This window comes from uncultured Thermus sp., from assembly GCF_938010445.1.
In the GTDB taxonomy this organism is placed as follows: Bacteria; Deinococcota; Deinococci; order Deinococcales; family Thermaceae; genus Thermus; species Thermus altitudinis.
On record NZ_CALLUR010000113.1, the window covers coordinates 1 to 13,364 of the forward strand.

Below are 13,364 nucleotides of genomic sequence, written 5' to 3' on the forward strand. Positions count from 1 at the left end.
TAAGCTCTACCGTAGCCAATGCGCAGTTTGGGCGCATTGACTACGTAGCGTCAGAAGGAGGTCGTGTATGCGCAAGTTGAGGGCGATAGTCCTTTCTGGGGTGTTGTTGGCCGGTGGTTTAACCTGGGTAGGTGTAACCCCTTCTATAGCCTATGCATCCAATACACCGACAGAGCAGGCCCAGGCTATTGAGCCTGAGATTTGGCCGGCAGTGGTCGCAGCGGCCGTACAGGTAGGTCGCTGGGCCGCCGAAGCGGCAGTTAAAGCGGTAGCAGGCTACGTCGCCATTAAAGTTGCTCAAGCTGCTCTTAACGGACAAGGGTCTGCTCACGTGAGCGAAGCTTTGCTACCCGAGGCGGCACTTGACTGAATTACTTTGCCGGGTCGAGCTAAAGACTTTAGCTCGACCCGGCTCACGGTGCGGGATATGCGCCTCCGGTATGCAATCTACACTCTAGCTCTAGGAGTGTTGGCCGTACATTTCGTACTTACATTGATTTACGTATCGCCACCAAACCCTATCAAGACACTCACCAACCTACCACAAAAGTATGTTGGGCGTTTCTTTTATCAAGATTGGGGCCTCTTTGCACCTAACCCCATTAGCATGGATATACGAGTGTTGGTAAGTTGCTTAGCAGATGGTTATGACCCGACACCTCCTCTCGACATAAACCGGGGTTTTTTAGAACGTCGTTACTTAAACGGTTACGACCGAGTGAACCGGGTCGCTGCCAATTACGCGTACAGTCGTATTACCCTCTACCGGAGTCAGATGCCCTATACGAAATTGTGCACCCAGACTCCAGATCATCCTGACTGTAATGTATTCAGATTTACAGATGAGGAACGCAAGAATGCTGCCGAGGAAGGTTTGAGGCGCGTCGCTTCAGCATTTTGCGCTGATATCTCTAAAGCCAAATCCATTAAATATGAAAAGGCTCATCTTTGGATCATATTGTCAGAAGTGCCGCGTTGGTCAAAACGTCACACAGAAGGCCGCAAAGAATCCGTGCTAGACCTTGGGGTAGTCAAATTAGAAGAGTCTCGGGCGTTTGGGATATGGAGAGGATATGAGTAGTTTGTGGAGTTTTTATAAAACTTTAGAATCACAACCCTTTAATCGAATTGGCGCACGACTCTTGCAAATCGGGGTGGGTGCGGTCATATTGTACCGCACAGTTACCGAGCTGCCCTTCGCGCAATATCTCTATGGTCCGGACGGCCCGGCTATAGGATCAACTATAACCTGGTTAGGTCCCATAGGCGTTTGGGTTGACACGGTCTTTTATAGTGCTTGGGGTGTTTATTTAACTCTTGCCCTTTGGGGATTGGGAGGTCTAGGCCTAATACTGGGTTTCCGACCCCGGCTTAGCACACTGCTTGCTCTGATAGGTAGTTTGTTGGTTGAGTTAAGGGGTAACACCGGTGATGGCGGTGATAACATTTTGCGTCTATTGCTTTTGTACATGCTCTTTTTTCATCCCCGCATCGAGCAGCTCTCGGCGACAGCGTCGGGTACCGCAGTTTTCTCTCATAACATCGGAGTTATAGCAGTTTATGCCCAACTGATCATCCTATACCTGGTTTCTGCAACTACCAAGCTGCAAGGGGAAGTATGGATCAACGGCACTGCCGCCTATTACGTAACTCAATTAGATAGTTATGGTCCCCCATGGGCTTCGGTTCGTGAACTCTTCAAAAATCCGTGGATTACGACGTTAACCACCTACAGCACCATCTTTTATCAGCTGTTCTTTCCGGCTATGCTATTGGCTCCTCCTACATGGAAGATCTCATGGACAGTATTCGGAATTTTACTTCACCTAAGTTTTGCGATTCTTATGGGTTTAGTGACCTTTTCCGCAGTAATGATCTCCCTTCTTCTATTTACCTTAGGTGACAAAGAGTGGGCTCTGCTCGCTCAGGTTACAAAGCGTTGGATCCCAAAACTTATCGTTTTCGTGGATAGCGACTGCCCCTACTGTAGTTGGACCGGTCGTTGGATCAAGCGTATGGACCTGCTTGGTCTCTTCCTGGTGACCCCCTACCGAACGGACATGAGCTTCAGGCGCTATAACCTGGATTTAGAAGCTGTAGACCGGGAGATGCACGTAGTAAGACAATTGGGGGATAAATACAGGATTTTTCGAGGTTTTGACGCAGTTGTCGCAGTGATAAAACACCTTCCCCCGCTTTGGCCGGTTCTGCCGATAGCTGTTCTACTCCAGTTGTCTGGACTTGGGCCGAAGCTGTACCGCTGGCTGGCAGACCACCGGATATTGGTCACGGCAGGAAGCTGCCAGGGTGAATCCTGCCCTATTAAGAAGTAGAACAATGCGATTGCCACCGTGGTTGGAAAAGGGTTTCTACCTGGCGCTGCTGTACTCCTTGCTGCTTGAATTCCTTGTCCCCGAACTTAAAAAAGTGTGGGCAATAAAACTCGGCCTATACCTTGCATACGCAATCTTGTTGTTGTACCTCCTGATATGGGTGCTACAGTTCCTGATGTGGCCGCTACATCTAGTCCTAAAGCGGCGGTATACCAGAGCGGCTATAAGCTTGATAAGCTTGCCGTTGAGCCTCATCTCCCCACCTATGCTTGCAACGAGCCTCCTCCAGCTTATCGGTGAACTCGCAGTCCGAGCCCGCTACCGCTTCCGCCCACCCACCCCAGAAGCGTACAGGCAGCAGGTTAGCTACACCCTTCCTTTCAAGGGGGTGTGGTGGGTCGGCAACGGTGGGCCAGACGCGTCTACTTCCCACTCCTGGCATCTCGTAGGCCAGCGCTACGCCTACGATTTCCTCATCACCGATGAAAGTGGGAAAACCTATCGCCACGACGGGTGGCGACTTGAGGATTACTATGCCTTCGGGGCTCCGGTGTTGGCACCGGCAGATGGGGTTGTGGTGGCCGTCCAAAACCGCCACCACGATTGCCCATGGCCAGGGGTACTTGACCCTTTTGCCTGGAGCATTCTTGGTAATTACGTGTTGATACGCCATGCGGATAACGAGTACAGCCTTCTCGCTCACCTGCGCCGGGGGAGCGTGAAGGTACGTCCTGGGGATCGGGTGCTGCGGGGGCAGATCGTTGGGGAGTGTGGGAATTCCGGGAACTCTAGCGAACCCCATTTGCACTTTCAGGTCCAGGACCATCCCAACTTCTTCCTGGCCGCTTCCCTCCCCGTACGCTACAGCCGATGGTCTCGCGTTAAGGGAGAGGATTGCCAGCGGGTGGAGGAAGGGTTTCCCGTTCGGGGGGAGCACGTGGCAAACTGCGAAAGCGCGCCTAACCCTTAAGGGCTATACTGCCGGCCCTTTCGGCCGGTGAGGGATGGGGTCAGCGTACTGGGACCCACTCCATGGAAGGCTACCCGGGGGACAGGGGGCCTATCCCTCCCGTTGGGGGGGAAGAGAGGTGAAGGTCCATGCGGGGTATGGGGGTGCAGGTTTTGAGGAAACCAAAAACGAGCCCGCCCCCGGTTGGGTGGCGGGCTAAACCCCTGCTCGGGGCACCGGCCGGTAGGCCGGCTCGTTTCCACCATCGCAGGCCGGCGCCCGCGGGCGCCTTGCTCTGCGGCCCGCATGGGGGTTCCGCAGAACCCGTAGCGGACTTCCCCGTTCTCGGGCGGGGCCCCCGGGCCCGTGAGGTGGGCTATCCCCCTGCCGTAGGGCGACAGGTCCCGTGGCTGGGTCCGTAAGGTGGACCCCCCCGCCTGGTGAGGCCCAGGCCGGCCAGCCCGTGAGGTGGGCCATCCCACGCGAGGAGATCCTGAGAGGTGTCAAGTGAGCTTTACATTTTTTGCTCCTTTGGGCTAGTATAAGAAAAGCTTTTGCCCACCTCTTATGGAGCTATGGTAGCCCTGAAGCCCCTACGCCAAGCCCGCAACCTCACCCAGGAAGACCTGGCCCGTCTCCTCGGGGTCTCTCGCCAGGCGGTGCACGCCTGGGAGGCGGGCAAGGCTGCCCCAAGCCTCCTCCAGGCGGTGCGCCTGGCCCGGGTCCTGGGGGTGCCCGTGGAAGCCCTCCTTGGGGAAGAGGCCTCTTCCCTCCCCCTCCTCTTCCGGGCCGAGCCCGGGGAGGCCTTGGGGGAAGGCGAGCTGCAGGCTCTGGCTGCCCGGGCCCGGGCCTACCGGGAGGTGGAGCGGCTCCTGGACCTCTCGGGCTGGCTTCCCGAGGCCCGGCCTTTTCCTCACCTCGACCCCAAGGGAAAGGAAGACCGCGAACGCCTGGAGGCTCTGGCCCTGGAGGTGCGCCGGGACCTGGGGGCGGGAGACGGTCCCCTGGGGGACCCCATCGCCCTCCTGGAGGACAAGGGCCTCAAGGTCTTCCTTCTGGACCTGCCCGAGGGAGTCTCGGGCCTTTCCGCCTACGCGGAGGACCTGGGCGGGGTGGTCTTCCTCCACCGGGGGATGCCCGTGGAGCGGCAGTACTTCACCGCCCTGCACGAGCTGGCCCACCTGATCCTCCACCGCGGGGAGTACGGGCGGAAGGCCCCGGAGCGGGACGCCAAGGAGCGGGCCGCAGACTACCTGGCGGGGGCTGTCCTCCTGCCCCGGCAGGTGGTCCTGGAGGAGCTTAGGCCCTACGCAGGGCTCTCCTACCTCCCCGAGGGGGTCTTGCGCCACCTGAAGCGGCGCTACGGGGTCTCCATGCGCACGGTCCTGGTGCGGGCGGCCCAGGTGGGGATCCTGCCCAAGGATAGGGCTTTTGCTCAGAAGCGAGCCCTGGACCGGAGGTACGGGGAGCAGGGAGAGCCCGAGCCCCTGGAGCGGCCGTCCACACCCTCCCGCCTGGAACGCCTGGTCTTTGCCGCCCTGGCCCAGGGGAAGCTCACCCTTTCCCGGGCAGCGGAGGTTCTGGAACTCCCCTTGCGGGAGGCGGACCGCAGGGCGTCGGCCTGGCTCCAGGAGGTTCCCGCTTGAAGGCGGGTTTCCTGGCCGACGCCACCCTGCTCATCGACCTGGAGAAAGTGGGGGGGCTTTCCCTTCTCCCCCGCTTGGGGCGGATCCACGTCCCCGACCTGGTGTGGGAGGAGGTGGCGGAGGGTGCGGAAGCGGGGACCCTCGAGGCCCTCTCCCCTGTGGTGGTTTTGGCAACGGGGGCGCACGAGGACCAGATCCTCGAGGCCCACCGGCGGTACGAAGGCCTGAGTCTAGCTGACGCCTCTTGCCTGGTGTTGGCGAAAGCCCAAGACCTCGTCCTCCTTACGGGTGATAGGCGTTTACGGACGGCGGCAGAGGGGGAAGGCCTCGATGTGCACGGAGCTCTCTACGTGGTGGAGTACCTGGTGCAGGGATCCCATCTCCGTCAGGAAGATGCCTGCCGCTGGCTGAGGGTGTGGGAGCAAGGGGCGAGGAGGCTTCCAAAAGGCCCTCTACAGGAACTCCGGATGCACCTTCGTTGTCCATAGTTGCATCTTGCATTGCTATAATGCGGCTATATGCGCCGCATTATGTTGCCACTATTGCCCCTCTGGGCCCTGGCCCTGGCCCAGACCTGCCAGGTGCGGTACACCCCTCCCGACTACCCGGAGCTTCCCTTTTACCCGCCTTCCCTCTACTTAACCGTCTCCCCCAGTCCCCTCACGAGCCCGGGGAGCCTGAGCCTCCAGGCCACCACCTCCCACCCGGAGGCCACCGCCTGGGTGCGGGTGCGCTGGCAGGGAGGGCAACTTGCTACTCGGGACGTGCCCACGGGCGGGTACACCCCCCTCCTCACTCCTCAGAACCCGGTGCAGGGGTGCCCCCAGGTTTCGGCCACCACCCGGCCCCTTGGCTACGAGGACAACGGGCAGCACACCTTCGTGGCTGAGGCCCTGGTCTACTGGCGGGAGCAGTGGGCGAGCTTCCGGTGCCGGGACCGCTACTGGGACGGGAGCGGGTGGGTAGAGTACGACTACACCACCAGCTACCGGGTTTTCCCCAGCTACAACGCCCCCGGAAACTGCCAGGAGCTTCCCAATAGCCGCTACTGGATGGTCCAGAGCCGGGTGGTGTCCCAGAGCCAGCAGGTCTTCGCCTACCAGTCCTGGGAGCAGGGCCTTTCCTACGACCAGGCCGTCCAGGCCTTCGCCAACCGGCTCCTAGAGGACCACCGCCGGGCCACGGCCTCCATGCAGGCCTACGCCTACGCCAAGGAGATCCCCGAGCCCGTGCGTTCTTCCCTGAGCCAGGTGGCCCAGGGCTACTTCTACGACTGCAACTGGCTGGGGATCTGCCGGCGGGCGGACCCTGCCGGGGAGATCAAGATCCTCACCGACGTGCCCAGCGTCCTCACGGGCCTCCTCTACACAGGAAGGCTCTGCGGGGGGCTCATCACCTTCTGCTTCGGGGCCCAAAACAGCCGGGGGGCGGACATCGGCCCCAAGGTGGAGATCAAGACCTTCCTCATGGTGAAGGGGTGGCGGCACGACTACCTCCTCCTGGACCGGCTCATCCCCCGGCGGTACTACGACCCCTCGGACCAGGACTACCCCGGGGTGCCCGAGGAGGAGAGGCGGCAGGTCCTCGAGGGGTGCCGGACCTACAAGGATACCCAGGAGGGCAGGCGGTGCCTGGCCCTGGTGGAGGTGCCCACGGGCATCGTCCCCACCCTGAAAACCCTCCTCATGATTGACCCCATGTTCCAACGGGGGAGGCAGTACCCATGATGGTCTGGCGTTTTCCCGAGATCCTTGTGGGGGCAGGGCTTTTGCCCTTGGGGACCCCCTGGTTTGGGGTGGGACTGGTCCTTTTGGGATTTGGGTTTTCCCGCTTGCTCTTGACGGACGGAGGGAGGAGATGACGCGAGGCTTGGCGCTTCCCCTGTTCCTTGGCCTGGCCCTGGCCCAGGTGGGGCTCCTCTCCGGCCCCCGTCCCCCCTCGGAGGTGCGGGGCACCCTGGAGGGGGACGCCCGGCAGGGCTACCGGGTGCGGGTGGAGTTCTTGGTGGAGGTGGGGGGCAACCCCACGCAGGGCACCACCTACCAGTCCTTGGGGTGGAACGGCCAGCTCTACCTGTGCGCGCCGGACTGCGGCACCTTCCGGCTTTCCGGCTACACTCCTGGGGGAACCTACACCCAGGCGGCCTTTGACCTCCTGGACGCCCAGAACCGCCTGCGGGGAAGGGCGGGGGTGAACACCCTCCTGGACGCCCAGGGGCGGCCCCAGTACCACCAGGTGGACTACGCCGTCTGGCCCCTTTCCGGGACGAGGACCTGGCAGGCTTCCCCCGACAACCCCGTGCCCCTGGAGCGGGGCGGGTGGCTTACGGCCAGGCCCCCCGGGGGAAGCCCAGAGCGCTACCGCTACCCGGGGATGGAGGGGTACGAGCCCCCTTCTGGGGGGACGATCCTCGCGGGGCTTTCTCCCCAGGACCGGGACCTGGCCCAGAAGACCCTCATCGACTCCCTGGCCACCTTGCGCCAGTTCTACCGCAGGCAGGCTCCGGGGAGCGAGATTTGGTTCTTCGTGCCCGAGGTGTCCCCCTGGACCCTGACCCTGGCCCGGGAGTTCCGGGGGCAAAACGGGGGGCAGGAGCGCTTCGTGGTGCCGGAGGGGACGGCTTCCTCCTATTGCGCCACCTCCTACCGGAACGACGCCCGCTTCCACGTCCTCCCCCGGGCCGCCCTAGGCCGGAACGAGGCCCTGGCGGTGATCTGGCCGCCCCAGGGGGCCACGCAGAGGGGGGCGGTGATGGCGGGGCCCCACTTGGTGGACCGCCCCTCGTGGCAGGAGACGGACAGCGTGAGCTTCAGCACCGCCCTTGTTCCCACCGCAGAGGGGCTTCCCGAAGCCCGGGCCCGGGTGTGGGGGCAGATCTCCCAGGGCAACCTGCGGGCGAGGGTGGAGTTCAAGGAGACCACCTTGGGCGGGGTGGGGTACGTGGGCTACCGGACCTATGGGGGGGACTGGAACGGGCGGGACACCTTTGACCTGGGCAACGGGAACGAGGAGGTGCGGCTCAGCTTGCCCAATCCCGCTCCCACGAGCTGGACCATGGCGCAACCGGCCACCGATGCCCAGGGGCAGAACCGGGGGTACGCGTACGTCATGGCTTCCGGGTCATGGGAGATAGACCGGGAAAACCCTCAAACCCTTCGCTACACCGACCAGACCACAGCTCCCTGGGAATACTCGTTCGGAGGGAACTTCGGCCAGGGGTGGGAAAACTTCACCCTGTGGTGGGATAACGGACTCGTAAGGGATCGTTGCGGTCGCTTCCTTTGGACCTACACCTCCAACTACCCCATCACCTGCGAGGTGTGGGACGGGAGCAACCGGGTCCGGGGCACGGCCACGGTGGAGCGGCGGTGGGAAAGTCAAGGGGCGATTTTTGGCCGCTGGCTTTACACCTACACCATCCAGGTGCAGGGGTGGTTTTACCGCATCACCTCCTGGCAGGCTTACTGGTACCTCTCCCGCTGGCAGACGACCTGGCGAGGGGCCACGGACAACGACCGCCCGGTGGAGCCCGGGGGCTTCGTGACGGCGGAGGGCAGGCGCTACCGGATCCCCGGGATGGAGGGCTACCTTCTGCCCACGGGCCGGGAGATCGAGGCCGCCGAGGGGGACCCCTACGTGACCTACATCACCCGCAGCCTCCTCCCCGACCGCAACCCCTACGGAGGGGTGGTGGCCCAGCGGCCCGAGGCGGGCACCTGGTACAAGCGCCTTTCCGACTGGTGCCGGGAGAAGGGGAGGTGAGGAGATGAAGAAGCGGGCGCTTATCCTTCCTCTTTTGGGTCTGGCCCTGGCCTCTTCGGGGCCCCAGTACCCGGACTGGACCAAGTACCTCCTCTCTGCCCCCGACTACCGCCTGGAACAGGTTCTCAAGGGGCGGTGGCCCTACGTGGAGGTCCTGCGGAAGGACCGCCTGCGGGCGTACCAGCAAAACCCCCAAGACCCCACCGCCCAGGCCCACGAGTTCCGCCTGCCCATGTCCAGCCTCGAGGCCACCCGGGAGGTGGCCCGGGACCTGCGGCGGGCCTGGCAGCGGTTTGAGGAGCGCTACTACTGGCGGGTCATCACCGAGCTCAACAACCCCGCCTTCTGGTTCGCCTACTGCGCCGTGGGGCTCAAGGGGCCGGACCTGGACCCTCCCCTGCCCCCCTTCCGGCTCAACATCCCCTCGGAGGCGGTGGACACCGCCTTCCTGGGCAAGCTCACCCCCTTTGACCCAGGGGGCATGGCCTCCGCCGGGCTTCACGGCCTGGACCGCTACCTCCCCGTGCCCCAGATCCCCCGGGACGACTTCTGCGACGACCTGGGGATGAGCTTCCTGCCCATCATGTATATCCCTGGCTTCAAGGTCCTCATCCAGGGGACGGAGATTTTCCGCACCCCGGGCTACCCCAGCAAGCCCCTCTGGTTCAACGAGGGGGAGGCGAACGCCCGGGTGGAGCGGGCCATGAAGAGGGCCATGGAGCGGTACTACCCCGAGTACCTGCGGGAGGTGGCGGAGATCCTCCTAAAGCCCAGGCCCTCCGATCCGGCGTCCTTCCTGGGCTCCCTGGGGCTTACGGACTACCGGAGCCTGGGGGCCCCCAGGGTGTACCTTCCCGTGCCCTGGCAGGGGCACCTCCTGAACGGGGGTGCGGTGGTGGCCCCCGTCTACACGGAGCTCGTTCCCCGGGACCCTCAGGTCCTCTGGAACCAGGTGCAGACCCTTTGGGACACCTACCGGAGGCTCATCGACCGCACGGGCAGCGAGCTGGAGAAGGTCTACCTCTATGTGCACTTCTACCGCTCGGTTCGCACCCTCTTCGACTCCAAGGCCTTCTACGGGATCCCGGGGATTGCGGACACCCTGAAGCAGGGGGTGATCCGCTTGGTGGAAGCCCCCTTGCGCACCCTCACCCAGGGGATCCCGGTCCTCAAGGGGTGCACGGGGAGCATGGACGACCTGGCGGGGTGCGCTGCTCGCGCCCTCATGACCGTGGACGGGGCGGTGCGGATGGGGAACGACCTCACCGGGCTCACGGGGGGAAGCCCCCAGAACGAGCCCATCAAGGGGACGAAGGAGTCCCCGGGCCTTTGGAAGTACGAGGAGGCCAAGCGGTGGTTCCCCCCGGCCTCCCTTCCCGTCCACGAGGCCTTCGGGTACACCACCTTCTTCCAGGCCATGAACCTGCTGGAGGTGACCAACATTCCCGACATGCGCAACGTAGACCTTTCCCAGGTCAACCTGAGCAACTGGGCAAGCTTTGCCTGGGGCCAGCTTTCCCGGCTCATCGTCTACTGGCACGTGCCCATCACCATTGACGTCCGGGTGGAATACTGCCCCCCTTGCGTTCTGGCCTACCCCTCCCTCCCCCTGGAAGGCCCCGCCCAGCCCTTGGGGGTGCCTCCCTACACCCTGCCCTTCGTGGGGGAGCGGACCCACTGGCGCTGGGTGAGCGTGCCCGAGGGGTACGAGGTGCCCGGGGTCAAGGGGAGCCCCTACAAGGTTCTCGGGGACCTGGGGGGATAGGGCCGGACCTCTCCCTCCTCTACCGGCCCCTCATCGGGAGGTGAAGCGTGAAGCGGTTTTTTCTCACCTTGGCGGTGGCCCTAAGCCCCGCCCTGGCCCAGTTTGACTGGCTTGCGGGGCTGGACTGGGGCGGGATCAGCAACAACCTCCAGCGGGTGGGAGCGGTGTTGTCCTGTGATCCTTCGGCCCTGACTCGCTTGGACTTCTCCCAGCCCAGCCTGGTCTTCCGGGGGGTTTACAAGACCACCAAGTGCGTGCTGTGCGTGACCTTGAAAATGTGCGGCTTCCCGGACGACATGCTCTACCCGGCCTCTTGGGGCGAGGTCCTCCAGGGGTTCAACCGGGGGGACATCATGATTGTGGGTTCGGGAGCCGGGGTGGAGGCCCTGGTGGACTACCTGATCCTGGCGGCCCGGGGTGGCACCTGCCAGAACATCAGCTATGGAGGCGTGCCCATCTACACCTGCCCCCCCGGAGGCATGCGGATCACCCGGGCTTACGTGGTCACGGACAGCGGCACGGCGAGGAGGCTAGGGGACAAGCTCAAAGCCCTCAACGACCCCAACCTCTTCCGGGTGGTGGCGGTGGGCGGGGAGCGGGACAGCCCGGAGCTGGCCCGGGTGATCCTGGGCTTACCCCTGGTGTGGGCTGGGCAGAAGCCCTACCTCTTTGCCCCGGGGTACAGCACCCCGGACCGCTGGCTTTGGCTGACCTTTGACGGCCCGGTGAGCAGCAAGGTGGCCCTGGTGGTGAACCTGGCCACCCGCTATGTGGCGGACGCTTCTCGCCGGGAGGAGGAGGTGCGCTGATGAAGCAAAAGGAGTTTTACCGCCTTTTGGAAGACGCCACGGAGGTGCGCATGGACCCCTCGGGGCGGCGCTTCCTGGTGCGCCTGCCCCTTTTGGGGTGGCGGGCGTACCGCCTCGAGGGGGAGGAGGTCTCTTTGGAGGCGGAAGGGGAGGAGGCTTTGGCCCGCTTCGGGGAGGCGGCGTGAGGCTTTTAGCCCTTGCCCTGGCCCTCCTCTCCTCCGCCCTGGCCCAAGGCATACCCCAGGTGCGGGAGCTTTCTGAGCGGGAGCTTTACTGGTTCCTGGTGAACCGCACCCAGGAGGTGCGGGTGGTGGGTCTGCCCCCCGCCTCCTTGGGGGAGGCCCTGAAGGGGAAGCGCCTCACCCTGGTCCTGGGGCGGGAGGCCCCGCCCCCTTGGGCCCAGGGGGCCAGGGTCCACCGCCTGGGGGGGACGCCCCTTTCCGGGTGGTTCCTCCTGGCGGATGGCAGGTTTTTTGTGGGGCCCAAGGGCGGGGGGTACGTGGTGGTGGAAAGCCCCGAGGTGGTGGCCGTGGTCTGGGGCCACCTGGCGGCGGCTTTGGGAGCGGTAAGGTGAGCCTATGATCCTGGGATGGCACGGGGAGCGCAAACGGGTGGTGTACGAGGGGGAGGAGATCGGGCTCCTCTACCTGGTGGAGCCCAGGGTGGGGCCCATCCGGGGGTACTGGCGGCGACCGGACGGGGAGGTGGAGGCCCTGGGGGAGTGGGCCACCCTCGAGGAGGCCTACCACGCCCTGGCCGACCGCTTCGCCGAGCTGGCCTGGGAGGCTTGGGGTGGGGAGGAGCCTGAGGAGCCTCCTTTTTAGCCTCCTCCTCTTCTCGGGGTGCGGCCTGGAGGGGGCCCCCACCCTCCGGCTCGCCCTTCCCCAGGGGGAGGTGGCGGCCCGGGAGGGGGAGGCGGCCAGGCTCCCCGTGGCCCTGGAGGCCCGCAGGGTGCGGGAGGTCCTCCTCCGGGTGGAGGGCCTGCCCTCCCCACCCCCACCCCTCCGGGTGGGCCTGGCCTCAGGGCGGGCCCAGGTGGAGCTCCTCCTGGAGGCCCCTCCCGGGGACCACGAGGCCCGGGTGGTGGCGGAGGGCGGGGGGCTCAGGCGGGAGGCCCCATTCCGCCTGCGGGTGGAGGCTAGGCCCCCTTTGGAGGCCTTCCTGGAAGGGATGGTCTACGTGGGGCAGGCCCCCGGGCTTCTACCCCAAGGAGCCGGGGCTTCCCTGGGCCAGATCCGCTTCTGCCCCACGGGGTGCTCGGGGCGGCCCTTGGGCGGGGGATGGTACCGGACGGAGGGGCTCTCCCCCCAGGGGGCCTCCCCCGCCTTCCCCGACCGGCCCGTGCGGGCCCAAGGGGTGGCCGAGCCCCTCTTCCCCAGGCAGTGGAACCTCCGCCTCGCCCGCTTTCCCGAGGCTTGGGCCCAGGCCACGGGGGTGGGGGTAGCGGTGGCGGTGCCGGACACGGGGGTCTTGGGCGGCCACCCCGACCTCCAAGGGGCCCTGCTCCCCGGCCTGGACCTCCTGGAGGGGGACACGGACCCCGAAGAGCCCCCCACGGGAAGCCCCTTGCAGAACTTCCACGGCAGCCACGTGGCCGGGATCCTGGCCGCCCCCTGGCAGGGGGTGGGCATGGCGGGGGCCTCCCAGGCCCAGGTCCTCCCCATCCGCCTCCTCACCCCCGAGGGCACAGGCAGGGAGAGCGACCTGATCCTGGCCCTGCGCTGAGCGGCGGGGATCCCCGTGGCGGGCCTCCCCCCTAACCCCCACCCGGTGCGGGTGGTGAACCTCTCCCTGGCGGGGGAAGGCCCTTGCAGCCCCCCCTTGCAGCAGGCCCTGGACGAGGTGAGGGCCCGGGGCGTCCTGGTGGTGGCGGCGGCGGGGAACTACGGGCGGGACTTCCGGGACTACTTCCCCGGGAACTGCCGGGGGGTCCTCACCGTGGGGGCGGTGGGCCCTGAGGGGAGGCTCGCCTCCTACTCCAACCGCTCCGCCCCCCTCCTCGCCCCCGGGGGGGACGGGGCTTCCGGGGTCCTGGGCCCCACCCTGGGGGGACACCGCCTCCTCAAGGGGACGAGCCAGGCGGCCCCCCACGTCTCGGCG

The 13,364-nt window shown here is 64.8% G+C and carries 14 protein-coding genes and 1 pseudogene; all 15 read left to right on the top strand.

Going from position 1 to position 13,364, the window contains the following annotated elements; genetic code table 11:
- Positions 1-67: 67 nt before the first annotated feature.
- On the top strand, positions 68-370 hold the full coding sequence (locus tag Q0693_RS06490; RefSeq protein WP_126187143.1) for a hypothetical protein: 303 nt from the start codon (positions 68-70) through the stop codon (positions 368-370).
- Positions 371-427: 57 nt separating this feature from the next.
- On the top strand, positions 428-1,081 hold the full coding sequence (locus Q0693_RS10825) for a DUF5819 family protein (protein ID WP_366140530.1): 654 nt from the start codon (positions 428-430) through the stop codon (positions 1,079-1,081).
- Between the two features lie 319 nt (positions 1,082-1,400).
- On the top strand, positions 1,401-2,333 hold the full coding sequence (locus Q0693_RS06495; protein ID WP_243032403.1) for a DCC1-like thiol-disulfide oxidoreductase family protein: 933 nt from the start codon (positions 1,401-1,403) through the stop codon (positions 2,331-2,333).
- A gap of 265 nt (positions 2,334-2,598) precedes the next feature.
- Positions 2,599-3,303 carry a M23 family metallopeptidase gene (locus Q0693_RS10830; RefSeq protein ID WP_366140532.1) on the top strand — a complete coding sequence of 235 codons (705 nt, stop codon included), beginning with the start codon at positions 2,599-2,601 and terminating at the stop codon, positions 3,301-3,303.
- 554 nt (positions 3,304-3,857) lie between these two features.
- Positions 3,858-4,928, top strand: coding sequence for an ImmA/IrrE family metallo-endopeptidase (locus Q0693_RS06505; protein WP_038031523.1), 1,071 nt, complete (start codon positions 3,858-3,860; stop codon positions 4,926-4,928).
- Entirely contained in the window at positions 4,925-5,416 is a 492-nt protein-coding gene (locus Q0693_RS06510; protein WP_243032404.1) for a PIN domain-containing protein, read from the top strand. Before Q0693_RS06505 ends, Q0693_RS06510 begins: the two co-directional genes overlap by 4 nt.
- Positions 5,417-5,446: 30 nt before the next feature.
- The gene (locus Q0693_RS06515; protein WP_298630116.1) at positions 5,447-6,655 is read left to right on the top strand and encodes a hypothetical protein; all 1,209 of its coding nucleotides are present in this window, start codon (positions 5,447-5,449) and stop codon (positions 6,653-6,655) included.
- Positions 6,652-6,789 (top strand): hypothetical protein, encoded by a 138-nt coding sequence (locus tag Q0693_RS06520; protein WP_172959845.1) that lies wholly within the window; start codon positions 6,652-6,654, stop codon positions 6,787-6,789. Before Q0693_RS06515 ends, Q0693_RS06520 begins: the two co-directional genes overlap by 4 nt.
- Entirely contained in the window at positions 6,786-8,690 is a 1,905-nt protein-coding gene (locus tag Q0693_RS06525) for a hypothetical protein (RefSeq protein WP_038031520.1), read from the top strand. The genes Q0693_RS06520 and Q0693_RS06525 overlap by 4 nt, the downstream gene beginning before the upstream one ends.
- Before the next feature lie 4 nt (positions 8,691-8,694).
- Complete coding sequence (locus Q0693_RS06530; protein WP_298630120.1) at positions 8,695-10,455, top strand: hypothetical protein; 1,761 nt, start codon at positions 8,695-8,697, stop codon at positions 10,453-10,455.
- Between the two features lie 47 nt (positions 10,456-10,502).
- Entirely contained in the window at positions 10,503-11,264 is a 762-nt protein-coding gene (locus tag Q0693_RS06535) for a hypothetical protein (RefSeq protein WP_038031516.1), read from the top strand.
- Positions 11,264-11,449 (top strand): hypothetical protein, encoded by a 186-nt coding sequence (locus Q0693_RS06540; protein ID WP_126177963.1) that lies wholly within the window; start codon positions 11,264-11,266, stop codon positions 11,447-11,449. The genes Q0693_RS06535 and Q0693_RS06540 overlap by 1 nt, the downstream gene beginning before the upstream one ends.
- Positions 11,446-11,838, top strand: a complete 393-nt coding sequence (locus Q0693_RS06545) for a Beta-galactosidase C-terminal domain (protein WP_126177965.1) — start codon at positions 11,446-11,448, stop codon at positions 11,836-11,838. The genes Q0693_RS06540 and Q0693_RS06545 overlap by 4 nt, the downstream gene beginning before the upstream one ends.
- A 4-nt stretch (positions 11,839-11,842) precedes the next feature.
- A complete protein-coding gene (locus tag Q0693_RS06550; protein WP_038031510.1) occupies positions 11,843-12,088 on the top strand; it encodes a hypothetical protein in 246 nt (81 codons plus the stop codon).
- A 346-nt stretch (positions 12,089-12,434) separates the two neighbouring features.
- A pseudogene (locus Q0693_RS06555) lies at positions 12,435-13,364 on the top strand (S8 family serine peptidase); the annotation flags it as partial.

What these genes read in the sequence shown, in the direction of transcription:
- Q0693_RS06530 (WP_298630120.1), top strand. Translation starts at nt 8,695, where the DNA reads ATGAAGAAGCGGGCGCTTATCCTTCCTCTTTTGGGTCTGGCCCTGGCC.
- Q0693_RS06525 (WP_038031520.1), top strand. Translation starts at nt 6,786, where the DNA reads ATGACGCGAGGCTTGGCGCTTCCCCTGTTCCTTGGCCTGGCCCTGGCC.
- Q0693_RS06550 (WP_038031510.1), top strand. Translation starts at nt 11,843, where the DNA reads ATGATCCTGGGATGGCACGGGGAGCGCAAACGGGTGGTGTACGAGGGG.
- Q0693_RS10830 (WP_366140532.1), top strand. Translation starts at nt 2,599, where the DNA reads ATGCTTGCAACGAGCCTCCTCCAGCTTATCGGTGAACTCGCAGTCCGA.
- Q0693_RS06540 (WP_126177963.1), top strand. Translation starts at nt 11,264, where the DNA reads ATGAAGCAAAAGGAGTTTTACCGCCTTTTGGAAGACGCCACGGAGGTG.
- Q0693_RS06490 (WP_126187143.1), top strand. Translation starts at nt 68, where the DNA reads ATGCGCAAGTTGAGGGCGATAGTCCTTTCTGGGGTGTTGTTGGCCGGT.
- Q0693_RS06515 (WP_298630116.1), top strand. Translation starts at nt 5,447, where the DNA reads ATGCGCCGCATTATGTTGCCACTATTGCCCCTCTGGGCCCTGGCCCTG.
- Q0693_RS06520 (WP_172959845.1), top strand. Translation starts at nt 6,652, where the DNA reads ATGATGGTCTGGCGTTTTCCCGAGATCCTTGTGGGGGCAGGGCTTTTG.
- Q0693_RS10825 (WP_366140530.1), top strand. Translation starts at nt 428, where the DNA reads ATGCGCCTCCGGTATGCAATCTACACTCTAGCTCTAGGAGTGTTGGCC.
- Q0693_RS06505 (WP_038031523.1), top strand. Translation starts at nt 3,858, where the DNA reads ATGGTAGCCCTGAAGCCCCTACGCCAAGCCCGCAACCTCACCCAGGAA.